Origin of the sequence: [Pantoea] beijingensis (genome assembly GCF_022647505.1) — a bacterium.
Taxonomy (GTDB): domain Bacteria; phylum Pseudomonadota; class Gammaproteobacteria; order Enterobacterales; family Enterobacteriaceae; genus Erwinia; species Erwinia beijingensis.
Genome location: NZ_CP071409.1, coordinates 3,406,698 through 3,428,589, shown reverse-complemented (window position 1 = coordinate 3,428,589; position 21,892 = coordinate 3,406,698). Strand labels below are relative to the sequence as shown.

The 21,892-nt window shown below is 51.3% G+C and carries 23 protein-coding genes and 1 pseudogene; 12 read left to right on the top strand and 12 right to left on the bottom strand.

The features are described 5' to 3' along the window. Positions 1 to 181 precede the first annotated feature (181 nt). The 9 genes from J1C60_RS15505 (at position 182) to hrpT (ending at position 6,787) form a co-directional block, all read left to right on the top strand. Positions 182 to 1,165, top strand: coding sequence for a sigma 54-interacting transcriptional regulator (locus J1C60_RS15505; protein WP_164877307.1), 984 nt, complete (start codon positions 182 to 184; stop codon positions 1,163 to 1,165). 134 nt (positions 1,166 to 1,299) lie between these two features. Then, positions 1,300 to 1,536 (top strand): hypothetical protein, encoded by a 237-nt coding sequence (locus J1C60_RS15500; RefSeq protein ID WP_128179071.1) that lies wholly within the window; start codon positions 1,300 to 1,302, stop codon positions 1,534 to 1,536. 62 nt (positions 1,537 to 1,598) lie between these two features. Beyond that, entirely contained in the window at positions 1,599 to 1,961 is a 363-nt protein-coding gene (locus tag J1C60_RS15495; protein ID WP_128179070.1) for an EscI/YscI/HrpB family type III secretion system inner rod protein, read from the top strand. Between the two features lie 5 nt (positions 1,962 to 1,966). Next, positions 1,967 to 2,731, top strand: a complete 765-nt coding sequence (gene sctJ / locus J1C60_RS15490; RefSeq protein ID WP_128179153.1) for a type III secretion system inner membrane ring lipoprotein SctJ — start codon at positions 1,967 to 1,969, stop codon at positions 2,729 to 2,731. A gap of 42 nt (positions 2,732 to 2,773) precedes the next feature. Further along, positions 2,774 to 3,400: a hypothetical protein gene (locus tag J1C60_RS15485; RefSeq protein ID WP_128179069.1), complete on the top strand. Its 627-nt coding sequence runs from the start codon at positions 2,774 to 2,776 to the stop codon at positions 3,398 to 3,400. Next, positions 3,387 to 4,007: a type III secretion system stator protein SctL gene (sctL, locus tag J1C60_RS15480; RefSeq protein WP_128179068.1), complete on the top strand. Its 621-nt coding sequence runs from the start codon at positions 3,387 to 3,389 to the stop codon at positions 4,005 to 4,007. The genes J1C60_RS15485 and sctL overlap by 14 nt, the downstream gene beginning before the upstream one ends. Before the next feature lie 125 nt (positions 4,008 to 4,132). Continuing rightward, complete coding sequence (locus tag J1C60_RS15475) at positions 4,133 to 4,363, top strand: type III secretion protein HrpF (RefSeq protein WP_164877306.1); 231 nt, start codon at positions 4,133 to 4,135, stop codon at positions 4,361 to 4,363. 213 nt (positions 4,364 to 4,576) lie between these two features. Beyond that, the gene (gene sctC / locus J1C60_RS15470) at positions 4,577 to 6,589 is read left to right on the top strand and encodes a type III secretion system outer membrane ring subunit SctC (RefSeq protein WP_128179152.1); all 2,013 of its coding nucleotides are present in this window, start codon (positions 4,577 to 4,579) and stop codon (positions 6,587 to 6,589) included. A 9-nt stretch (positions 6,590 to 6,598) separates the two neighbouring features. Continuing rightward, the gene (hrpT, locus tag J1C60_RS15465; RefSeq protein WP_128179066.1) at positions 6,599 to 6,787 is read left to right on the top strand and encodes an HrpT family type III secretion system protein; all 189 of its coding nucleotides are present in this window, start codon (positions 6,599 to 6,601) and stop codon (positions 6,785 to 6,787) included. A gap of 60 nt (positions 6,788 to 6,847) precedes the next feature. Here hrpT and sctU read toward each other — a convergent pair whose 3' ends face one another. From sctU to sctW, 11 genes are read right to left on the bottom strand one after another with little or no spacing between them, the layout of a single operon-like run. Continuing rightward, a complete protein-coding gene (gene sctU, locus J1C60_RS15460; RefSeq protein WP_128179065.1) occupies positions 6,848 to 7,933 on the bottom strand; it encodes a type III secretion system export apparatus subunit SctU in 1,086 nt (361 codons plus the stop codon). After that, positions 7,934 to 8,740 (bottom strand): type III secretion system export apparatus subunit SctT, encoded by an 807-nt coding sequence (sctT, locus tag J1C60_RS15455; protein WP_128179064.1) that lies wholly within the window; start codon positions 8,738 to 8,740, stop codon positions 7,934 to 7,936. 1 nt (position 8,741) lies between these two features. Next, entirely contained in the window at positions 8,742 to 9,005 is a 264-nt protein-coding gene (sctS, locus tag J1C60_RS15450; RefSeq protein WP_128179063.1) for a type III secretion system export apparatus subunit SctS, read from the bottom strand. A gap of 19 nt (positions 9,006 to 9,024) precedes the next feature. After that, positions 9,025 to 9,690, bottom strand: a complete 666-nt coding sequence (sctR, locus tag J1C60_RS15445) for a type III secretion system export apparatus subunit SctR (RefSeq protein ID WP_128179062.1) — start codon at positions 9,688 to 9,690, stop codon at positions 9,025 to 9,027. Further along, positions 9,690 to 10,886, bottom strand: a complete 1,197-nt coding sequence (locus J1C60_RS15440) for a FliM/FliN family flagellar motor switch protein (RefSeq protein ID WP_229655756.1) — start codon at positions 10,884 to 10,886, stop codon at positions 9,690 to 9,692. The genes sctR and J1C60_RS15440 overlap by 1 nt, the downstream gene beginning before the upstream one ends. Beyond that, positions 10,883 to 11,566 (bottom strand): type III secretion system HrpP C-terminal domain-containing protein, encoded by a 684-nt coding sequence (locus J1C60_RS15435; protein WP_128179061.1) that lies wholly within the window; start codon positions 11,564 to 11,566, stop codon positions 10,883 to 10,885. Before J1C60_RS15435 ends, J1C60_RS15440 begins: the two co-directional genes overlap by 4 nt. Next, positions 11,566 to 12,033, bottom strand: a complete 468-nt coding sequence (locus J1C60_RS15430) for a type III secretion protein (protein ID WP_128179060.1) — start codon at positions 12,031 to 12,033, stop codon at positions 11,566 to 11,568. Before J1C60_RS15430 ends, J1C60_RS15435 begins: the two co-directional genes overlap by 1 nt. Beyond that, on the bottom strand, positions 12,017 to 13,381 hold the full coding sequence (locus J1C60_RS15425; protein ID WP_277925159.1) for a FliI/YscN family ATPase: 1,365 nt from the start codon (positions 13,379 to 13,381) through the stop codon (positions 12,017 to 12,019). Before J1C60_RS15425 ends, J1C60_RS15430 begins: the two co-directional genes overlap by 17 nt. Beyond that, a complete protein-coding gene (locus tag J1C60_RS15420) occupies positions 13,375 to 14,343 on the bottom strand; it encodes an FHA domain-containing protein (RefSeq protein ID WP_128179058.1) in 969 nt (322 codons plus the stop codon). The genes J1C60_RS15425 and J1C60_RS15420 overlap by 7 nt, the downstream gene beginning before the upstream one ends. A 10-nt stretch (positions 14,344 to 14,353) precedes the next feature. After that, on the bottom strand, positions 14,354 to 16,462 hold the full coding sequence (gene sctV, locus J1C60_RS15415) for a type III secretion system export apparatus subunit SctV (protein WP_128179057.1): 2,109 nt from the start codon (positions 16,460 to 16,462) through the stop codon (positions 14,354 to 14,356). Positions 16,463 to 16,495: 33 nt separating this feature from the next. After that, a complete protein-coding gene (gene sctW / locus J1C60_RS15410; protein ID WP_128179056.1) occupies positions 16,496 to 17,680 on the bottom strand; it encodes a type III secretion system gatekeeper subunit SctW in 1,185 nt (394 codons plus the stop codon). 251 nt (positions 17,681 to 17,931) lie between these two features. Here sctW and J1C60_RS15405 point away from each other — a divergent pair, with 251 nt between their 5' ends. Next, entirely contained in the window at positions 17,932 to 18,501 is a 570-nt protein-coding gene (locus J1C60_RS15405) for an RNA polymerase sigma factor (protein ID WP_128179055.1), read from the top strand. A 92-nt stretch (positions 18,502 to 18,593) separates the two neighbouring features. Next, complete coding sequence (locus J1C60_RS15400; RefSeq protein ID WP_128179054.1) at positions 18,594 to 20,030, top strand: PAS domain-containing sensor histidine kinase; 1,437 nt, start codon at positions 18,594 to 18,596, stop codon at positions 20,028 to 20,030. On the opposite strand, the gene J1C60_RS15395 is transcribed toward J1C60_RS15400, so the two are convergent. Further along, positions 20,027 to 20,665, bottom strand: coding sequence for a response regulator (locus tag J1C60_RS15395; RefSeq protein ID WP_128179053.1), 639 nt, complete (start codon positions 20,663 to 20,665; stop codon positions 20,027 to 20,029). The genes J1C60_RS15400 and J1C60_RS15395 overlap by 4 nt on opposite strands. Before the next feature lie 198 nt (positions 20,666 to 20,863). On the opposite strand from J1C60_RS15395, the pseudogene J1C60_RS15390 reads away from it, so the two are divergent. Then, positions 20,864 to 21,228, top strand: a pseudogene (locus J1C60_RS15390) (IS3 family transposase); the annotation flags it as partial. Positions 21,229 to 21,892: the final 664 nt, after the last annotated feature.

Below are 21,892 nucleotides of genomic sequence, written 5' to 3'. Positions count from 1 at the left end.
CCTGTCGAGTTTCTGATGCTAATTTATCCGCAGATTGGCGCTGGTAGACAAAATTAAATGCGTATCGTTCCTGCGTGTTAGCTTTTAAAGCTGCCTGACGCTAATTCATTATAAATTCATTATTTTATTCTAATAATCACAACATTATTATTTTATGGATGGAAATGGATGCGAGGAAAGTATGAGAGACAATCTTCCTAACTCGATAAGGCCGGCTAAAATAAGCCGTGACATTAACGAAGATCTCCCGGAAGAGGATATTCCTGAACAGCTAACGGTGCATGAAGCGTGGGATATCCATAGCGACTTTGATTCCATGCTACAAACTTTAGCTCCGCTGAAAGTTGACCTGACTCTGGAGGGAGAAACCGGCACGGGTAAAGACACTTTTGCTCGCCGCCTGTATGAGCGCTCCGGTTGCAAAGGCGCGTTTGTGCCGATTAATTGTGCAGCGATCCCCGAGTCGCTGGCTGAGAGTGAGCTATTCGGTATTATGGCCGGGGCTTACACCGGTGCGACGCATGCACGTGCGGGTTATATCGAAAGTGCGAACGGTGGGATTTTATTTCTTGATGAAATCGACAGTATGCCGTTGAGCCTGCAAGCCAAGCTACTGCGCGTGCTGGAATCACGCAGTGTCAGCCGTCTAGGGAGCACGCAGCAAATCTCTTTAGATTTACGCATCGTGGTGGCCTCTCAAAAACCGCTGGCAATGCTGGTTGAACAGAAGCTGTTTCGCCAGGATCTCTATTTCCGCCTGACCACTATTAAAATTACGCTACCCGCACTGCGTTCGCGTATTAAATATATCATTCCAATGTTCGCGCGTTTCTCGCAAGAGGCGGCATTACGTTTAAATTGCGCATTACCCGCTATCACTGCCAATCTTAGCGAGTCACTGATCATGCACGACTGGCCAGGTAATATTCGTGAACTGAAAGGGGCCGCCGAGCGTTTCGTTCTGGGAATCCCCCCGCTGGGTAACGCGATGCGCATAGACAGCGGTTCATTTCGACTGAAAGATCGTATGCGGCGGATCGAACACTGCCTGATTGAAGACTGCCTGATGCGCCATCAGAATAAAATTGTTAACGCTGCACATGAGCTGGGTATCCCACGTCGTACGCTGTATCAACGCATTAAATCTTTGAGCAACAGTGAATGATTTATTCTGTAAATGAATGCGTTGCGAAAATTCATAAAAATAGGCGTTACGGATGGAACCTATCGTGCGGCATAACCACTTAACAAGGGAATGAATGTTCATTCACTTTTCTTAACTTACTTGGGAGTAATCTTATGAATATACCTCATATGCCTAGCCTGCCGGGAGCTGCAGCAGGTCTTCCTGGCGCGGCCGTTAATGCCGGTTCAAATGTTGCTATGGAAGGCGGTATGGCAGCGATTCAGGCACAGATGGTACGGGACTCCTTGTTAAAAATGGAAACTGACCAGCAAAATGCTGCGCTCTCAGGACGTATTGATAGCATAGTGAAGCTTATCAGTGCTCTTACACAGCCAAAAATTCAGTTCTAGAGTGAAAGGGAACCGATAACGGTTCCCGTATTACTTCCCCTGTCCGGTAGTGGAGTGACATCATGAAAATCAATCAACCCCCGGTGTTCCAGTCGCTGGTTTCCCCCGGTATCTCCGGCAGTGAAGCAAGCGCAATCACCTCTGCTGATGCACATTTTTTTGCTTCAGAAATCGGCCAGAGTAGCGATGCCGATAGCCACGTAAGCGGTGGCCTGCTGAATCATGTTTCCGACATGTTTAAACAGCTCGACGTTGACAGTCGCCATATCAGTAGTGTGCTAACCAAAGCCGCAGGCACAACAGATCCGATGGTGCTTAATAAAGTCGGCGGGGAACTGTCGAAGTACGATTTGGAAAATTTGATGAACGCAAAAATTATTTCTAAGTCCGTTCAGGGGCTGGATAAACTGACCAACATGCAATAATGAATATGGTTAACATTGCGCTGAAGATCTTTTCAACTCTGCTGATTGTTTTGATGTTATCCGGGTGTGGGCAACAAGTGATTCTCAACACCGGCCTAACCGAAAACGACGCCAATGATATTATCGCTGAACTGTCCAGATACAAGATTCCAGCCGAAAAGCTGATCGATAAAACCGGGGTTACGGTGCTGGTGGAGCAAGACACCATTGAGCGAGCCGTTCAGATCCTTAATACAGCGGGTTTACCTCATAAAGCGCGAACCAACTTAGGTGAAGTGTTTCAGAAGAGCGGCATTATCTCCAGCCCGCTGGAGGAGAGGGCTCGCTATATCTACGCTTTATCGCAAGAGGTGGAATCTACGCTGGCGCAGATTGATGGCGTTATTGTTGCCCGCGTTAATGTGGTGTTACCCGAGCGCGTAGCGCCGGGTGAACCGATCCAACCGGCTTCGGCTTCGGTATTTATCAAATATCAGCCGGATCTTGATCCTGACAGTATTGAGCCGCAAATTCGCCGGCTGGTCTCCACCAGTATTCCGGGGCTGGCGGGCAAAGAAAGCAGCGCCTTGTCTGTTGTCTTCGTCCCTGTCGGAATCTATCAGGATCACATCGATATGGTTAATCTGGGGCCTTTCCAACTGACCATGAATCAGTATGGCACGGTGAAAATGGTGTTTCTGACGTTGTTGGTGACACTGATATTGGCTGCCAGTGGATTGGTAGCGAAATCGAAAATCCAGCGTCGCCTTGCAGCGAAGAAAGGGCAATAACCGTCACGTCAGAAAATGCGTGATATGCATATGGGATAACCGATGAATGACGCACAAGCATGGGTGGTCTGGTGGACGGAAGGTTACTGGCAACAGGTAGAAGAGAGTTGGCACTCGCTTGCCTTCTTTCACCAGCCGCAATCGTTAATCTCGCGCCTTCTTGCGATGAATCCCCAGTTGATTGCCGGGCAACTGGGTATTGATACCCGCCTGCCTACCGCACCGCATGGCTTGACCCGTGCTCTATTAGCGTTAAGCGCGGAGCAGCGAACTGTTGCGTTGCGCCTGACCGCCGGGATAGGTAGTTTCTATCCCGCAGATGCCGCTGCCCCCCCCCTGGATGAAGAAATGCTGCAGTGGTGTAAACGGATTGCTCGTGCGTTGCGCCCCGGCGTGTGGCTGCCTGAAGACCTCACTTTGCCGTGGCAGATCACGTCACTGATGCTGTTACGTCATGCTTTACCGCAGGGATGCTGGCAGCGGGTGCGTTTCTTATTTCCTTCTGCGTGGGTCGTCGCCAGTGAAGAAATAAGGGATGATGAATGGGCGAAAAATATTATGTTGATCAATAAGTTATCTCCTCTGTGGCAAGCCGCTTTCTGGCGTGCTTCACTGGCGCGTACTGACACATCCGATTCGCTGCAGGAAACTGAATATGTGGCAGCTTAAAATCGTTGAACTCGTGGCCTCATCACAGGCTACGGACGATGTCGTTCTGTCACAGGCTGTTTTGCAACGCCACCAACACAGTATTGGTCTGATTGAACGCGCCCGCCAGCAGGCTGCCCTGTTATTGCAACAGGCAGAAACGGAGGCTGAGCGGTTGATTGAACAGGCGCGTTTCGAGGCGGATCGGCAACTGGCTAATCTCCTGGCGAACAGTGAAGCCGAATTTTTGAACCGGGCAGACGTACTGTTTCATGGCTGGCAGGAGCAGCAAATGACGCAGGAGGCGAGGATTGTCGATCGCGCCAGCGAGCTGCTTAATCAGGTGATGACCCGTCTTCTGGACGACACCACTCCAGCCCAGCAACTTAATGCACTACTGCGGCAATTGCTGCAGGCTCAGCCGCGCGGTCAGCAGGCGACATTATGGTGTCATCCCGATCAGAAAGAACATATTACCCATTGGCTTGAGGTTCGGTCGCATATCACCTGGGAATGCCAGTTTGATGAATCTCTCCATACCGACCAACTGCTGCTGGAGACGGCCAGCGGAGAATTGCGCATTGGCTGGCAGGCGCTGAAGAGTCAGCTGTTGCGCGCGATTGACTAAGTCGACGGGATTATCCGTCATACCTACCGATGAACTCAAAACAGTGAGTAAAATCCGCCGTTCTCGGGAACCAATTCCCTCCTGGTGCTACTCATGATCACCATTAATCAAAGCAGGAGATGAGTATGAGCAGTTTCGATAAGTTACAGCGCCGTCTCGATTCGGCGCTGGTAACCAGTGATTCACATATTAATGACGTGGTTTCTGGTATTTTAAACCACGATACGCCCAATCCATATGATGTAATAGATTTCCAGAAAGCAGTTATGCGTGAGTCTACCGCTAACTACGCGTCTGGCCAGTTGAGTTCGCTCACGCATTCATTGAGCAAAAATATTATCGATTCAATTAACTAATGTTGGCAGCGGCTTCTGGCTGACTTGAACGCTTCAGAGCCGTTTTTTGATATTACACACTCATTAAAACTCCACAAAAATCAGGGCAATGATGCGTACAACGATGCTTTTGATCGCTTCAGCGGGGCTGGGATCTTTATTGAAGAGCGGTATCTTCCTTCAAGGGAGAAAATCGCTGTGAAGACTTTTTCAACCAAATTAACGCATACGCTGATGGCCACCTCGCTGGCCTTAAGTCTAAGTAGCCTCTCTTTTAGCGCGTCAGCGCAAGTGCCGGAAGGGTGGAACAATGGCGCTTATGCCTATTCAGCCCAAAGCACCCCACTGCGTACCGTACTTAACGACTTCGCCAACAGCCATGGCGTGACGCTGCGGCTGGGCAATGTAACGGACGCTATGATCAATGGACGTTTACGTGCCAACAGCGCGGCGACTTTCCTTGACCGTCTGGCGTTAGAGTATCAATTTCAGTGGTTTGTCTACAACGATACGCTGTATATCAGCCCGCAGTCGGAGCAAGTCTCCAGACGCATTCATGTCTCTTCCGAGGCTGCCCCGGATTTAAAAAACGCCCTTGATGGTATTGGCCTGCTTGAACCAAAATTTGGTTTTGGTGAATTGCCCGATGATAGTGTGATCTTAGTGACGGGACCGCCGGAGTATGTGGCGTTGATTAGCAAGTTCAGCGAACAACAGAAAGACTATAAATCCGGTAAAGAGATGATGAGTTTTCCGCTGAAATACGCTTCTGTCTCTGACCGTGAAATTCACTACCGGGACAAAACCCTGACCGTACCTGGGGTGGCGACTATCCTGAACGAGTTATTGGGCAAGAAAAGTAACAAGAGTACGCAGGGACTTAAAGCAAGTGGTTCTGATGATATTTCCGAAGCGAGACCATTTACCCAGAATGCAGACCCCGATAGCATTCTTTCCTCGATGTTAGAGGGCCAGAAACCGACTGGGGGACATGACGAATTTGATGAGGGCAAAAGCGGTTTGAATCCGCTGGTGTCCGCCGATGTGCGTAACAACGCCCTGCTGGTGCGTGATGAGCCGAACAAGCGTGAGCAGTATCAGGCGCTGATCTCGCAAATCGACGTGCCGCAAAAACTGGTTGAGATTGACGCGTTGATTGTTGATGTTGACCGCCACGCCATGTCGGCGCTGTCGGCTAACCTGGGGGGCCGGTTCGGTAATATCACCGCCGGTTCGACGCTGCTCGACGGTAGCAGCACGCTGTTTGTCACCGACTTCCAGCGTTTTTTTGCGCAGGTACAGGCGCTGGAAGGCAACGGTAACGCCTCTATTGTGGCTAACCCGTCAGTGCTGACGCTGGAAAACCAGCCCGCGGTGATTGACTTCAGTCAAACAGCGTTTATCAGCACCGTTGGTGAGCGGGTAGCGAACGTCACGCCCGTCACTGCCGGCACCAGCCTGCAGGTCATCCCGCGTGCCATTGATAATGGCGGAAAATCGACGGTTGAGCTGGTGGTGGATGTTGAAGACGGCAAGGTGGACAAAGGTGATGAAGGTCAGGCGATTGGGGACAGCCGTGCGACCATCAGTACGCAGGCGCAGGTGCAGGAGAAAAACTCGCTGGTGATGGGGGGCTTCCACTCGCGAGAAAGCGGCGATGAAGTACACCGTATTCCTATCCTCGGCAGCATCCCGTTGATCGGCCCATTGTTTACGTCGACGCGTCATGAAACCTCACAGCGTGAACGTCTGTTTATCATTACCCCGCATCTGGTGGGCGATCAGGTCGATCCATCACGCTATATCGGTGATGAGTTCCGTTCTCAGCTCAACGGTTCGCTGCAGGAAGTGCAGCGTCGTCAGAAATATGGCTCGATCAAAAATGATGTGGAATCCGCGATGCGTGATTTGGCGGAAAACAATATCCCTGCAGGTTTTAATCCGGGCGGTGAAGGTCTGGGGGTTAACGCTCTGTGTGATCCGCTGCGCGGTATCAGTTACGACATTTCGCATAGCCAGTGGTTCAGCAATAAGAATGTGCAAATTACCGTGGGCCTGGTGCGTAATACCACGACAAGGCCGCTGCGTTTCGATGAAGCAAGCTGCCGCGGTCAGGATGTGCTGGCCGTAGCCTTATGGCCGAAGTCAATCCTGGCGCCGGGTGAGTCGGCTGAAATTTATGTGGCATATGAGTCACGTGGATCGGCCCGTCGTACCCGTACCTCACTGTTGGGCAGAACACGTTAAGGAACCGTAATGAAGATTCGTCTTGTGTTGTTGGTCGTTGGCACTAGCTTGCTCAGTGCCTGTGCGTCACCGGGTGATAACGGGTGCAACAAAACCCTCTGTCGCCCGCTGTCTGAAAATCATAGTCTGACGGTCTGGTGGCCGTCGGATATTCGCAGCGGTGTTCAGGATTATTCTCAAGTCTCGGTTGGCCGTTAGCCGAAACGTGTTAGTGGCGGCCCTTTTACAGGGTCGCCTTTTTTTATGCGCGTTTTGTGACTACTCTTTATATTCAATAATCTGGCCACCAACCTGTTCTTCCAGTTCGCGCAGCAGGCGGTAAATTTGCGCCACGGCTTTGAGTGTTTCACGCGGGATATAGGCGCCCTCCTTGGTGGTACGGTGGAGAGTGCGGGTTAGCCAGATATAGCGAATCACCGGGATTTTGGCGTCGTGGGCCATTTTGATCACTTCACGTACCTCCTCCTCTTCCGCCTTAAAAAGCAACTTCGGTAGCGGCGTTTCATCCGGACGATAATACAAGCCTACCGCGAAGTGGGTGGGGTTAATCATCAAAACATCAGCGTTTTCAATGTCGGCGGGCCCCAGGCGTTTTTTCGGTGCTTCATTGGCTAATTCTCGTGCCAGCTGCTTGCGATGCCCCTTGGTGTGTGGATCGCCTTCGCTCTGTTTATATTCGTTTTTCACATCTTCCATACTCATGCGGTTCTGCTTGAGGAAGAAATATTTTTGTATGCCATAGTCTGCAATACCAAAGACCAGTAGCACGCCAAAAATAGTGCGTGACAGTTTCTCAAGTATTTGCAGTGCAGCATGAATAAAGCCTTCCAGTGAGGTGGTCGCCAGTATGGCGATATCCCCCAGTTTCGGTGCGAGCAACTTATAAAACACGAAGGACATCACCACCGCTTTCAGGATACTCACCAGCAGCTGTATTAACTGGCGACCGGAAAACATCTGTTTGAACTTACCCATCGGATTGAGCGCATCAAGCTTCAGCTGCAGTGCCTCGGTGGCAAATAGCGGGCCGAACTGTGCCCAGCCCCCGATGATACGCATTAGCACCGCCACCCCGAGCGTCATCATAAAAAAGACCACGACTAACAGGAGTGCGCTGCCCAGGATGTCGTTCGCCGCCGCGTCAAATGGTTGGGTGAGACGTTGTGTTGGCAGCAGGAGCAGTGCCTGTAACTTGTCCAGACTGTCGTCGGCCATTGCGAACACCGTTTCGGTGACGCCTAACATGATCAAAAGCTTGGGAATGTCCTGACTTTGTGTAACCTGCCCCTTACGTCGCGCTTGCTGAAGTTTCTGGGGGGAAGCTTTCTCCGTTTTTTCGGCCACTTATAAAGCCCCTCCTTTAGGGAACACCAGCGTCAGATGGGCAATCAAATCGTGAAATGAGGCAAGTTGATGGTTGGCGAGGTATTCAAGGGTCGGTAAATACATCAGGAAAAACAGAATGCCAACGATACTTTTTAGCGGCACGGACAGGGTTGAGGCCTGCAGTTGCTGGCTGTAGACACTTAACACGCCGATACAGAAGTCAATCAGCATCAGCACCAGCACCAGCGGCGCGGCGAACAACACGCTTTTGGTGAACATGTCGGCCAGCAAATCAAGGAAGTAGCTAAATCCTTTTGCGGAGAAGGTCGGTAGCCAGGACTCCAGCGGCCAGAGACGATAGCTATCCCAAATCACCTGTGTCATTACCGTCAAACCGAAACCAAGCATCAGCAGCATGATAAACCACTGTTGCAACATATGACCGATGATGGTGACGTCTGGGCCGAGCGCCGGGTTTAGTTGACCACCGGACATCGCACCACGCTGGTTATCAAACAGCGCCCCGACCGATTCGAAAATCCAAAAGGGTACAGAAAGCAGGATGCCGAGGAACATACCGATCACGATCTCTTTCATCGCAATCCCCAGCAATACATAAGGATCCTTCGACAGTACTGACAGTACTGGTTGCAGTGCCGGCACTAAAAACAGCGATAGCGAAACGATGATCGCACTGCGCACCATCCCCTTTAGCGTGAAAAAAGAGAAGGCCGGCACGATAAGCAGGCAAGGAAAAATACGCGCGATGGCAAAACCCAGCGCCAGAATATAGCTAAACAGCTCGTGCATCACGGTAGTTAACATATTACGGTGCGTTCACTGTAGCCATCATGGTAAAGGCTGATTGCGTCAGATCGAGCAACTGGACGCCAATCCAGCGGCCGGTTAGTGCAAGAGTAGCGCCTACCGCCAACAGCTTGACGGCAAATGGCAATGTCTGATCCTGTAACTGCATCACGGCCTGCAGCAGCGAAATAATAATGCCGATCAGCACCGCCACGGCCAGTGGTGGTGCTGAAAGCATCACCACCAGGACCATTGCTTGCTTGAACATGTAAATAATATCCATACCCTACCCCCTCATTACGTCATAAATAGCTGTAGAACAAGCCGTCGAGCAGGCGAGTCCAGCCACTGGCCATTACAAATAACAGGATTTTTAGCGGCAATGAGATGGACATTGGCGACACCATTTGCATACCAAGCGCGAGCAGTACATTGGACACAATCAGGTCAACGACTACGAAAGGAATAAAGATGAGGAAGCCAATTTTAAAACCGCTTTGCAGCTCAGACAGCACGAACGCAGGGATCAGGAGCATCAGGTTATTGCGATCTTTTACCACGGAAGCGGACATCTCTTTTGGCCACATGCGCTGGGTATTCTCCTGCAAGTGAGTCTCGATATCCGCATCGGTATTGTGCTGCATAAAAAGGGTCAGAGGTTGAATGCCGTTCGTCAACGTGCTTTCCAGCTTTTCCGTTGACGATGTATCTATCGGACGCTCGGTAAATCGCTGATGCATGCCGTTAAATACGGGGGCCATTACGAACAATGTTGCCGCCAGCGCGATGCTATAAAGTGCCATATTGGGGGGGATCTGCTGAACGCCGAGCGCGTTGCGCGTTAACATCAGCACAATAGAAATTTTTAAAAAACTGGTGGTTATCATCAACGCCAGCGGCAGTAAAGATAGTGCGCCAAGCAACAGTGCCAGCGCCAGTGGATTAAAGGCATTGATATCGGTGTTCATTACACACCTTCCCCTGTGCCAACGGGTCGGTTATTGATGATATTGGTCAACTGTAAGCCAAGATGGCCGTCGACATTCACCAACTCGCCTTTGGCGATTGGGAAGCTACCGTGACACAGTATCGCGGCACCCGGCTTGACGTTATCGACTACCACGGTTGAGCCAATATCCAGTTGCTGCAGTTCACCCAGTGTTAGTCTGAGCTGCCCACAGCGAACGCTTAGCTCCAGTGGCAGGGCGCTAAGCGCCTCGTTAAGCGCACTCGCGCCAGCGATTTCGTGCTGTTCATCTTGCCCGTAATCATCATGCATATCATCGGCGTGTGGATACGGACTTTCTTCATCAAGTATCTCGTTGAGCTGTTCCCCATCGCCGCTGTCATACAGCTCGTTTTGCTCGTAGTCATCGGTTTCATTAACGTGCGGGTACGGATTTTCTTCATCAGCAGGCAGCAGCGGGTCATTCGGGTAGCTCATGGTTAACTCCTTGATATCGTAAATTGAAAAACAGGCGTTGTGTGGAGAGTCGGGCGAAGGTTGTAGTGCTCCATATAGCGCCAGATGTCCGATGTTAATTACGCCGTCGCCATCAACACCGAAGTGTGCAGAGGGCGCACGCAGAACATCTCCAGCCTGTAATTGAATAATGTCTTCCAGCGGTAACGAGAAGGTTGCCATCACCAGTGGGAGGGTCAGCGGTAGGGTCTCAATGAGCGCAGTCTTGTGCGGTTGCCAGCCGGGATGGGCGGACAAAGTATTCAGGGTTTCTGGCGTCAGACATAGCAGGCTGCGAGCCTGTTGCCCGGCAAAAGTCACCTGAAGCTGTAAACAGAGTGTTACCGAAGGCGTGTCGGTGGCTGCCAGAGGTCGTATCGTACCAAACAGCGACGCGATATCACTAAACAGACTTTGATTGAACAGCTCCCAGTACCATTCCCCGTCGTCATCGCTATCACCGTTAAGTGCCGGGCATTCGCTCAGTAGGGAAAACAGTGGCGCAAAATCACTTAACGCCAGCATGCCAGCCGAACAGCTAAAGCACGGCCAGCGAAGGTCTGCTGCTCCCTTATTACTCAGTTTAATACGCAGCTCGCCGGGCTGATTGTCGTGGTAAAAGCGCAGGATCTGGCCTTTACCAAGCCAGCGCCGGGCGTCGGCTTCGGCACGACTTTGCTGTCTTAACGTCAGCGCTGTCATGACCATTTATCCTGCATGTTGTCCTGATAGCGCTCGTCTTGCAGATTGAAGCTCAGGTGTACACGTTTGCCCATACGCTGTGACAGCGAACGACCGCAGCTATTCTGTGAACCACGCACCGCGTCAAAACTGCTACGTTTGAAAGCCAGCGCGATGTCGAGTTCGCCGCTGTTGATCTGATTAACCTGCGCGTTGACTTCCCCCAACTGTGGTAACAGCATGCTGAACGTGGCGGGGAAGGTCGGCTGTTTGTCGATCTCCTCGGTCAGCGTCGGTTCAACAATCTGCCAGCAGGGCGGTGTTGGCGCAGACGCCCCGGCTTCGCTGGCTTCTGACAGCATCGAACGGAAGTTTTCACCGCTGTGATTATCGGCCAGCATGACTGGCAATATCGGCATAGCTGCTTCGTTGTCACCAGAAAGTAGGCTGGCGAAATCATTTTTGTCACGGTTCAGGTGGTGCTTGTCCGCGCTGCGGGAGGCGGTGGACGAGCGACCGCTGTGCTGCGCCGATAGCGGACCGGGTAGCGGGTTTCTCGGCTGGATTAGCGCGTTGGGTTTGTTGTTGGCGAATGCCGGATTCGGACGATTTTTTGCCTGGGCCTCCTCGCGATTCTCATGGTCATGGTGCTGCTGGGTGTGCGCTGTGGGAGGTAACGAATGTTGTATAGGGCGATGCATTATGAGTTATTCCCCTGATGTTGCTGGAGCAGATACTCCACTTTTTCAACTTCACGCTGGCGCAAGGCCACATCGCGTTGGGCGTTTTCATTTTTCTGTTGCTGCTGCTGACGATCGGCGTCTAGCTGTACCAGGTGTATTTCCTGTTGCAGTACCATCTGGTGGCTTGTTTGCTCCTTATTCAGGACGTTGCGCAGCGTACTCAGCGCCTCGGTCCGACCAACGTACTGCTCCTCCACCATCGTATTGACGGTACGGTACTCCTGCCGTTGCCCGACTAATTGTTGTTCACCTTCAATAAGCGCACGATCGCAGGCCACCAGTTTGGCCGCTTCGGCACGCTGCACGCGTTCACTGCGGCTCAGGCGCTGTTTACGAATTGGCAGCAGGATTTTAAGAATGCGCTGTAACTCTTCGGCTTGTAAATCGGGTTCTGGCGGCGTTTCAGGATCAATGTGTCGGCGCATAGCGGCTTACCTCAGCAAGAGCATAACGGACGTCTTCGAAAGCGGTAGGAGAACGCCCCGCCTGACGTAAATAGGCGTTAATCGCTCCCTGCGCCTGTACGGCGGCATCAACCATCGCATCGTTGCCAGGTTGGTATTCTCCCAGACGAATGAGCATTTCGACTTGTTGATAAGAAGACATCAACTGGCGCACCAGTGAGGCATCCTGCATTTGTGATGGATCCACCACGCTCGACATGGTACGGCTCAGGCTGGCTAAGATATCAATGGCTGGATAGTGACCTCGCTCCGCCAGGCGACGTGCCAGTACAATGTGCCCGTCAATCAGCGATCGAACTTCGTCCGCCACCGGGTCATTCATTGAGTCCTGCTCGATCAGCACGGAATAGAGCGCGGTAATGGATCCTTTTGAGGTTTTCCCCGCACGCTCCAGCAAACCGGGCAACAGAGTATAGACCGAAGGCGGTAGGCCACCGCGTCCAGGCGGCTCACCCAATGCCAGCCCAATTTCTCGCTGGGCACGGGCAAAACGAGTCAGGGAATCGATGATCAGTAATACGCTTTTACCGCTGTCGCGGAAGGCTTCGGCAATAGAAGTGGCCGTAAAGGCAGCGCGGGCACGCTCCATGCTGCTGCGGTCCGAGGTGGAACAAACCAGTACGGTACGGCTGCGTAATTTGGCGTCCAGTTCATGATCGAGAAACTCGCGAAGTTCGCGGCCTCGCTCGCCGATCAAACCAAAGACGATGACGTCGCACGGCGTATTACGTGCCAGTTCCGCCAGGAGCGTCGTTTTGCCACAGCCTGCACCGGCGAATACGCCGACGCGTTGGCCAACGCCAATCGTCAGCAAGCCATCAATCGCGCGGATCCCGGTGGTCAACGCGGTGTCGATACGCGGACGATCGGTCGGCGACGGAGCGTCACCCAATACCGGCGTGGTGTTAGCGTGTTCACTGGAGAGCGCAAAGGCTGAAATGCTGTCGTCATCGATAGCACGACCAAAGCCGTCGAGTACGCTGCCGAGCAGGGCTTCCGACACCGCGATGCTGTGTGGCTGAAAGAGGGGGACCACTTTGGCGCCCTGTGCGACGCCGTCCAGTGGGCCAAGCGCTGACAGCAGGGTGTGATTCGGATTGAAGCCGACGACTTCAGCCATCATCTCATCATCGCCGCTGCGGCTCACCCGGCATAAATCACCAATACGTGCTTGTGGCAAGCTGCTCTCCAGCAGAATGCCGTTGATTCCGGTAATTTTACCGCTGGCGGTGACTGCCGAAACGGCCCTCAGCGCCTGCGAACGTTGCTGGTACCAGTTGTCCAGTGCCTTGATCGCGTCCATTACCAGTTCACCGTGATGTCGTTGTTGTCCTGGCCTCTGAACTGCACTTCGTTGGTACTGATACGCACTAAGCGGAAGCCGCTATGTTCATCGCCGATAAACAGGCGTTGGCCATCCTCAGTGACGATGTTGGCTTTGCTGCCATCGGTGATTTGAGTGATGCGAAACGGCAGCGTGGTGGCACGCGCTTCGGTGTCGTTGATCAGTGGCACACCCAAGTGATAGTTTTTCTCTACGTTATCGACCATCCGTTGCACGACCGGCAATTGATCTTTAGGTAGCGAACCGCGCAGGATAACGCTTTTCTTTGACGTATCGATTTTCACCACACCGTTCAACTGACGTTCGCGCAACATGTGTTCCACCACCGTTCGTATAGCAACGTTGTTGTCAAGATGTGGTTTGCTGAGTTGTGTGGTGGTCTCGGTGCTTTGTTCGGCGATGCCCGGCTGGAGGATCCAACTGGTCACGGTGATAGCAAACAGCAGCAGCAGTGAGACTGCGGTTATCTGTGTCCACGGTGGCAACAGGCGTTTGAACAGTGATTTTTTCGCCGGTACCATCGCCGCGATTTGTTCGCCTATCGGCTCTTGCCGATCCTGTTGTACGGGCTGGACAGGCTTGATCGCAGTTTGTACTTGCGGTTGGGGGATGATCTGGTTGCCAGACCATTCGGTTTCTGCGGCTTCAAGGCAGATCCACACGCCGTTGAGTGTGAAAATTTCGCCTGGCACAATACTCAATGGGATGGTTTGGCGTTCGCCTTCGCGGTTACATACGATGCCTTCTTCGGCCAGAAGTAGCCATGATTGATCATCCTGCCGTACCAGTTGACAGTGGCGCGCTTTGATACCGTTGTCACACAGTTGCAGGTCACTCTCGACCGTATTCCCTATCCACCAAAGGTTGCCACTGAGGGGAAGCGCGGCACCTTCATGAAGACCATTTAAGACTCTGAGCTCATACATGATGAGGTCCTTATGCGTTGAAGGATTCGGATGAAGTATTCAGCTCAATACGGCCCAGCACGTTAACCGACAGGTCAAACTGCAGCTCGGCAAACGACAGAACCGGTACATGGTTGAACTCATCCTGAATCAACATGCGCAGTGGGCTGCGCAAGTCCTGTGCCGTTAGCAGCACGCCAGACAGCGGTTCAAAGAGCGGGAAGAGATCTTTAAAATATTCCAGTAATTGAGTGTGCTGCTGCTGCTCCAGAGCGAAAAAGGTGTCATTCTGTGTCTGACGCAGGCTGTCACGTAGGATCTCTTCGGTTTCAGGGGTAAGCAGCCAGACTGATATGCCGCCTTCACTCGCATACTGATGGCAAATTTGCTCTTTAATATCGATACGCACCTGATCGACGAGCAGATTGATGTCGCGTTCGTGCTGACCGTGTTCAATCAACGATTCGGTAATGCCACGCACCGAACGCAGGGAAACGCGCTCGGCGACCAGACGCTGCAACACAGCGGAAAGGCGTGGCAGTGGCAGGATACGCTGAAATTCCTGTGCCAGTTCAGCGTGCTCGGCCTCCAGCCAGTTCAGAATGGAGCGAGTCTCCTGTAAGCCAATGAAGCGTGAGCTGTTGGCAAATAGCGCCTGTTCCATACGTTCAAGTAGCAGCTCCGAGGCGCTCCACACCTTAATTTCTGTTTGTTGTCGCAGGCTGTCACCGTCACCAAACCACAGGAACTGGCTTTCGTTGCGGCGCTCGATCCCAGGAGTGCGACCATCGGTGTCGTTACGCTGTTCTTCCGTCAGCAAGCCAGCCTCAACCGCGTAGCGATCGTTGCTCAGGGTGGCGGTTATCTTAGGAATTTCATATATGCTAAAACGAAATTCATCTTCCGGCTGCGTGGGGATATATTCCACATGGAACGACGGCAGGGTAAAGCCGTAGCGGTAGACGATACGGTTACGCAGGCGTCGCACGCCTTCCGTTATCTTATCGACTATCGGGTCGCCATGGCGTGCTGCCGGAAAGCTGAGTACAAAATAGCGTGCGGGATTGAAGGAACGTATATCTTCGCTGCCGTTCATATCCGGGGTGATATTCTCAACTTGTTCGCGCACGACCTGTACAGCTTGCTTGCTTGCGCGCCATAGCTGGAATGAACCGGTTGTACAGGTGATGGCCGCAAGGATAATAAAAATAACCGTGGGCATTCCCGGCAGCAGGGCAAAACACAACATACCAAAGGAGGAGATAATCCATGCTTTGGGTTGGCTAGTCAGTTGATCGGTAATTTCGCGACCAATATTGTTGCTTTTAATCTCCTCGTTGCCGGAGACGCGGGTGATGATCATCCCGGCGGTCAGCGAGATAAGCAGAGCAGGGATCTGAGCAATCAGGCCATCGCCAATGGTCAAAATGGAGTAGGTATGCATGGCATCGCCTGCCTCCATACCCAGTTGCAAGACGCCAATACAAAAGCCGCCGATCATGTTGATAAACAGGATAACCAGGCCGGAGATGGCGTCGCCTTTTACGAACTTCATCGCACCGTCCATGGCGCCGAACAGCTGGCTCTCTTTAGCTAAGTCTTCGCGGCGATTTTTCGCCTGCTGTACGTTAATCATGCCGGCACGCAGATCGCTGTCGATAGACATCTGTTTGCCTGGCATGGCGTCAAGGGTGAAGCGCGCTGCCACTTCCGCCACGCGCTCGGAGCCTTTGGTAATGACCAGAAAGTTGACCACGGTAAGAATTAAAAACACCACCAGGCCCACGGCGAGGTTACCACCGACCACGAAGTCGCCAAACGCCTGTACGATATGCCCGGCGTTCTGTTGCAGCAAAATTTGGCGGGTGGTGGAGATAGAGAGCGCCATACGGAACATGGTGGTTAGCAGCAGCACCGCCGGGAAGGTTGAAAAAGCCAGCGGCTTCGGCAAGTACATTGCCAGTACGATCAGCAGTGAAGACAGACTGATATTGACGGCAATCAGCACATCGATCAACGGCAGAGGTAACGGAATAATCAGCATGAATACGATCGCCAGTGCAATAGCTGCACCGACAATTTCTGAGCGCTGCATTGCGCTGATGGCAATTTTATTTAGCAGGTTAAATAGGGTATTCATCTACAGCCTCAGGCTACTCCAAGCTTGCATGTGTTACGAACGGGCATTGAGCGACGATCGATATTTAGTTTTTCGGGTTGTTTTCTGTTCCCACGTTGCATACTCACCGATCAGTGTGCGTAGCATGGCCAACGCGCCGCCTCGGTTTTTTTCTTCGCGCCATAACGTGGCGGGGAGTTTCTGCAACAGTGATAAAAGTTGGTTGAAAAATACTGACTGATGATGCGGCTGCTGGCCGACTACCTCCAGCCCCAGATTGGCGATGTCCTGTGGCTTGAAGCCGTTCTGCGTCAGGTTGAGCAGACGGCGAGTCAGTTGGGATCCGTCGAGCGAGATATGCGGATATTTGTTATTCAGGCGCTGCAACAGAGTATCAACCGCCGCCATCGTGTGGGTGATGGTGCGGGTATCGTTAAGCCCGTTTAATACTTTGCGCAGCGCGACCGGCGTCATCGAAGGTGCGAATGCAGCAATATCATCAGCCAGCGCGCGTTGCAGCGTGCGCAGTGCGGGCACAAAGCCTTCTTTGCCAAACTTATCGAGCAGGGCATCGAAAATTGCCCCGGAGGATTGCTGGCCGATCACTGAGTTATAATAAATTTGACGCATCGCCTGTTTCTGCTCAGGCTGGGTACTAAACAGTGAAATCGCTGCGGCGGTATTCACACCGGCGACAATCTGCTCGCCGAACTTGCTGCTAAGCGTCGCTAACGCCAGTTGAATTTTCTCAACTGCCGCACTGTCTTGTTTTTTCTGTGCTTTCTCCAGTGAAATGCGGAGCAGAGTATCGGCAATGACGGGGTCGTCATTGGCTGCAGAAAGATACTCTTCCGGCGAGGCCGGTGCTTCACGCGAGGTCAGGGCGTTAATCGCCGCGTGTTGTTTGTTTTGGGTCTCAGACGGCCGATCGTCCAGCAATTGATAAAGCTCAGCCAGACGCTCGATTTTATCGACCGCGATCCGCAAGCGCCCAGCCGGGCGGGTGTTGGTTATGCGCTGCTCATTGAGTTTCAGACGGTTTTCAATCGCCTCGGCTAGCTGGCTCCCGCCTTTAGCAACGACTTCAGCGAATTCCCCCTCCGGCGATTTCACTTTATTGGCAGTCCTGGCGTCGTTACTGCTGTTACTCTCGCGGACATCAATCTCATCCTGCTTATCGCCAGTTGTGTGCGTAGGATGATGATGATGAATTTTCGGGAGGGGATGATTAATTCGCATAAACACCTCTGCAGGTTAATGCAGTTATGTGGTGGGGAATCCGGTACGGTTCCGCAGAAATTAAAATTTTTAATGCGCAGCTACATCTGTGTCAAAAGTTGCACAAAGGGTTAAAAAAACCGTGTCGCTTTATACTCGGAATTGTCTGTATTTGATTTTTCTTTCATTTAAAATCAATTGGTTAATTTTATTTTTGTGCTGGCATGGCGTTTGCTACAGGTACAACTCCAACCCTTATCAGGAGTTACCCCATGTCGGCATTATTAGATTATGAAATGCATTATGTTGATCAGTCTTTCCCGCAAACGGTTTCGTCGGTGAGATGGGAGAACGTAATGACTCAGCAGGAGAAGCGTCTGGTTAACTTTATCCGTAAGCGGGTTGCGAACTTTGCTGACGTCGAGGATTTAGTGCAGTCGACGTGGCTGGAAGTCTTGAAAAACAAGCATAAATATTCAGGTACCTCGCGTCCTGAAACCTGGGTTTTCGGCATTGCACTGAATTTGGTGCGCAACTATTATAAATCACGAGCCACAAGCTTCCTGCACGATGAGCTAAGTGATGAGCTGTTGAGTCAGTTGCCTTGCCATGGCAAGCCTGATGATCTCACCGCAGGACATCGGACTTTGAGCAAAATACTGAGCATTGTGGCGCACCTACCCGAAGAATCTCAGCAGATGTTACAGCTGATCGTGGACGGTGATATTAGCTACCAGGAAGTCGCACTGGAGATGGCAATCCCGATTGGCACCGTCCGTTCCCGTTTGTCGCGTTTGCGTCAGTCTCTGCGGAGCGAGCTTGATTCGGATATGACTTTCTAAGTGATGTGCAAAATATAAAAACGGGTCGCTACTAATGTTTCTCTGCGCTGTGAATAAGGGAAATGTTAATGCCGCTACAGGATTAACCGGGTATGTTAGACGACAACACGCTACACGAAGAGTTATCTGCTGCGACCAACCTGACTAACGCTGCTTTTGAGAACCTGCGCGAATCGGTTTTTATCATTGATGATCAAAATTGCATCGTCTACGCCAACCGGCATGCGATGGAATTGATGGGAAAGACGCCCCAGACACTGTATGGCAAGGACTTGCTGTCTTTTCTGCACGGCTATCAGGAACAGAATATTCTGGCTTTGCTATGGCAGATTGAAACCACTCGCTATGGCGATAAGTTTAACGTTTTCTATGCCACCCATACGCAAGGCATGATTCCCGCTGAAGTGTGTACCAGCCGGTTTATCTACCAGCAACGACAGCACGCGACCGTAGTGATTTGCGATACGCGCCATCGTAACGATTTGCACCGCTTTTACTACGAACGCGAAAACAGCCTGCGCGGTATGTTAAAAAATGTGCCCGACGTGATGCTGCGTGTTGATATGCATCTTCGCTGCCTCTATGCCAACGAGGCAGCACAGTATTGGTTGGACTATGTTGACGCTCCGCTAGTGGGGCAGGCTTTACGAAATGTGCTGGAAAATAGCCAACTATTTCAGCAAATCGCGCTCTCGGTCCGCTCGGTAGCTCAGAGCGGCAAACGGTTCGAGAACGTTTTGCGCAAACTGAGTGGAACCGAGGAGTCGATTCTTCAGCTCCGTTTTATTCCTGAATTTAACGATCGCCATATGCTCGAATCGGTACTGATCACCGGACAGGATATCACCCGTCAGTTCAAAGATGATCAACTGCTCAAGCGGACCCATGAGCAATTACGCCAGATGACCCGACAGATCCAGGTGAGCGTTGAGAATGAGCGTAAACACATCGCACGAGAAATCCATGACGAACTTGGGCAGCGGCTTAGCACGCTGCGGATGGTCATTGCTTTAATACATGACGAAGGCCGCGAGTGTAGCGAGCAGATGCAGACGCTGAAAGATATCGTTGACGGTACGATCCGTGTGGTAAGGGACCTGTCTACCATTCTTCGTCCAGCCGTACTCAATATGGGGCTAGTCCCGGCGCTAAGATGGTTGTGCGATGAGTCAAATAAATATCACCGCGATTGCCGCTATACGCTGGAAGCGGCTGAAAATGAAATTGCCCTTTCTGATGAACACACCACGGCGATTTTCCGCGTGGTACAAGAGTCCCTGACCAACGTTTATCGCCATGCCCGGGCGAGTCGTGTGCATATTACCGTCGCACAGACCGGGAGTTTGTTGTCTATTGATGTCAGTGATAATGGACGGGGGTTTGATGTCGACAGCGTGCCAACGACCGCCTTTGGCCTGTTAGGCATGCGTGAACGCTGTACTATGCTGGGCTGGGAATTACGTATTACCAGCCAACCGGGACAGGGCAGTCAGGTCAGAATTACGGGAGAACTGCCCTCGCCTCATTAAGAAAGATTATGCTTAATGCCAAAACGAATCATTTCAGCATTACTACTGAACTGCATTTTTTCCACCATACGCGCTTTGTGAGTACTCACTGTTTTATTACTGATCTTCAGTGCTTCAGCGATAGCGTTAATACTGTCGCCGTGCGTCAGCATGGCGAGGATCTGCTTTTCCCGCTGTGACAGACTGGCGTAGCGACATTGCTCGCTGCTATCGCCATTGGCGAAGATAATCGCTTCAGCCAGGCTGGGATCGATATAACGCTGGTGCTGACTTACCCGATGGATGGCTCCAAGCAGGGTTTGCGGATCCTGATCTTTGGTGATAAATCCACGCGCACCGCTATTGAGCACGGTCATCGCCATCTGCGGCTCGTTATACATACTCAGCACCAGCACTGGCAGGTACGGCCACTCTTTGGCGATCTTTCTGACCATCTCTGTGCCGCTAACGCCCGGCATTGAGAGATCAAGCAGCAAAATATCGCATTCGGTATGTGCTAATGCAGCCAGCACCTCATCTCCGTTCCCGGCTTCGGCGACCACGGTCAGTTGTTTATCCAGATTAAAAATCTGTTTGAGTCCTTCCCGCATCAGAACATGATCGTCGGCGAGTATTAATCGTATGATTGTTTGCATGAGAATAGCAATTTTTCTTATTGTGATGTTTGAAAATGAATAATCATCCTGAAAATGACCCACATTTGTATGAGTGTAAGCGGCGTAAAGCAGAGGAACAAGCTTAAACGTTGATCAAGTATTATGATCTTACCCATCAATAGTGGACATGGGACTCAGTGAGTAAACTCTCAGGTAAGAGGTGACTCACATGACAACACCGTGGCTACCTGCCTGCATCGCCAAAGGCTGGGGTAAAAGTTTTACGGATGCTCAGCGCGGCCAGCTATCGTGAACATGGCCAGCTGATATTGAAGTAAGATTTTAGCGCCTGCGGCTCAAACCAAAAATGGACAGGCGACAATCATATACTTGCGTATTGATGAAGTCTGGTTGTCTCTGGCGGTTGTCATTGCGGCGTCGTCACGTGCGGTTATTGGCTGGTCGATGCCATCACGCACTGGCACGATAATGCCTGCGAGGAAAGCATCTTCTATTCACTGAAAGTAGAATGTATCCGCGGTGAATGTTTCGACAGCTGTAAAAGTATTCGAACGACGGCGTTTAATCATATCGAATGCGATTAAGCACCGCTATTTAGTGGGCAACATATCAAAGGAAAGAGAAAGTAGACTTCATATTCAGGAGGTGTGTTCAATAGAATTCCCTTCGGGGAAAGTTTTTTCTAACGCTAATCGGTGAGGGATCGCGACGGTCAATAGGTTAGTCGGATATGCCCGACGCGATGACGCTATAAGTGAGAAAACTAAATAATAGATATGAGAACGATTTTTTTTGTTTTAGATACGAATATTAGCCAATGATATCCGACAAGATTACAGTGATAGAATATATGAGGATAGATAATAACAGACTTATATCGATTTATTTGATTGACTGAGCCAGCGTCGATGGATAGAGAATCATCGCATTGCCAGGCGTTCAGCCTGAAGTGACAGGGAAACATTTTTCTTCTCATTCTCATCTCATTTCTCATACTATTTCAAATATTGTTTTCCAGTTGATTGAGCTGTGGCAGCGGGAGAAGCTATGCCTGAGAGGGAACGACAGACGGTAAACTCCGTGCATAAAGTCATGAGGAAAATTGATTACGATCAATTTTTGTTGATTTTTAAATTAATTTTCCACAGTAGAAACTTCTTATAAATCATAAAGATTGCTTTGCGCGGAGCATGGTAACAGAAAGAAAAACTCACTTACAGCAGATTTCTAACTGCGTAAATTTAA

Excerpts from the sequence above, each read along its gene's own strand:
- J1C60_RS15495 (WP_128179070.1), top strand. The coding sequence starts at position 1,599 with ATGAAAATCAATCAACCCCCGGTGTTCCAGTCGCTGGTTTCCCCCGGT.
- J1C60_RS15395 (WP_128179053.1), bottom strand. The coding sequence starts at position 20,665 with ATGCAAACAATCATACGATTAATACTCGCCGACGATCATGTTCTGATG.
- J1C60_RS15405 (WP_128179055.1), top strand. The coding sequence starts at position 17,932 with ATGTCGGCATTATTAGATTATGAAATGCATTATGTTGATCAGTCTTTC.
- J1C60_RS15485 (WP_128179069.1), top strand. The coding sequence starts at position 2,774 with ATGAATGACGCACAAGCATGGGTGGTCTGGTGGACGGAAGGTTACTGG.
- J1C60_RS15435 (WP_128179061.1), bottom strand. The coding sequence starts at position 11,566 with ATGCATCGCCCTATACAACATTCGTTACCTCCCACAGCGCACACCCAG.
- J1C60_RS15500 (WP_128179071.1), top strand. The coding sequence starts at position 1,300 with ATGAATATACCTCATATGCCTAGCCTGCCGGGAGCTGCAGCAGGTCTT.
- J1C60_RS15420 (WP_128179058.1), bottom strand. The coding sequence starts at position 14,343 with ATGTATGAGCTCAGAGTCTTAAATGGTCTTCATGAAGGTGCCGCGCTT.
- sctT (WP_128179064.1), bottom strand. The coding sequence starts at position 8,740 with ATGTTAACTACCGTGATGCACGAGCTGTTTAGCTATATTCTGGCGCTG.
- hrpT (WP_128179066.1), top strand. The coding sequence starts at position 6,599 with ATGAAGATTCGTCTTGTGTTGTTGGTCGTTGGCACTAGCTTGCTCAGT.
- J1C60_RS15475 (WP_164877306.1), top strand. The coding sequence starts at position 4,133 with ATGAGCAGTTTCGATAAGTTACAGCGCCGTCTCGATTCGGCGCTGGTA.
- sctC (WP_128179152.1), top strand. The coding sequence starts at position 4,577 with ATGGCCACCTCGCTGGCCTTAAGTCTAAGTAGCCTCTCTTTTAGCGCG.
- J1C60_RS15430 (WP_128179060.1), bottom strand. The coding sequence starts at position 12,033 with ATGCGCCGACACATTGATCCTGAAACGCCGCCAGAACCCGATTTACAA.
- J1C60_RS15505 (WP_164877307.1), top strand. The coding sequence starts at position 182 with ATGAGAGACAATCTTCCTAACTCGATAAGGCCGGCTAAAATAAGCCGT.
- sctJ (WP_128179153.1), top strand. The coding sequence starts at position 1,967 with ATGGTTAACATTGCGCTGAAGATCTTTTCAACTCTGCTGATTGTTTTG.
- sctL (WP_128179068.1), top strand. The coding sequence starts at position 3,387 with ATGTGGCAGCTTAAAATCGTTGAACTCGTGGCCTCATCACAGGCTACG.
- J1C60_RS15400 (WP_128179054.1), top strand. The coding sequence starts at position 18,594 with ATGTTAGACGACAACACGCTACACGAAGAGTTATCTGCTGCGACCAAC.
- J1C60_RS15440 (WP_229655756.1), bottom strand. The coding sequence starts at position 10,886 with ATGACAGCGCTGACGTTAAGACAGCAAAGTCGTGCCGAAGCCGACGCC.
- sctS (WP_128179063.1), bottom strand. The coding sequence starts at position 9,005 with ATGGATATTATTTACATGTTCAAGCAAGCAATGGTCCTGGTGGTGATG.
- sctR (WP_128179062.1), bottom strand. The coding sequence starts at position 9,690 with ATGAACACCGATATCAATGCCTTTAATCCACTGGCGCTGGCACTGTTG.
- sctV (WP_128179057.1), bottom strand. The coding sequence starts at position 16,462 with ATGAATACCCTATTTAACCTGCTAAATAAAATTGCCATCAGCGCAATG.
- sctW (WP_128179056.1), bottom strand. The coding sequence starts at position 17,680 with ATGCGAATTAATCATCCCCTCCCGAAAATTCATCATCATCATCCTACG.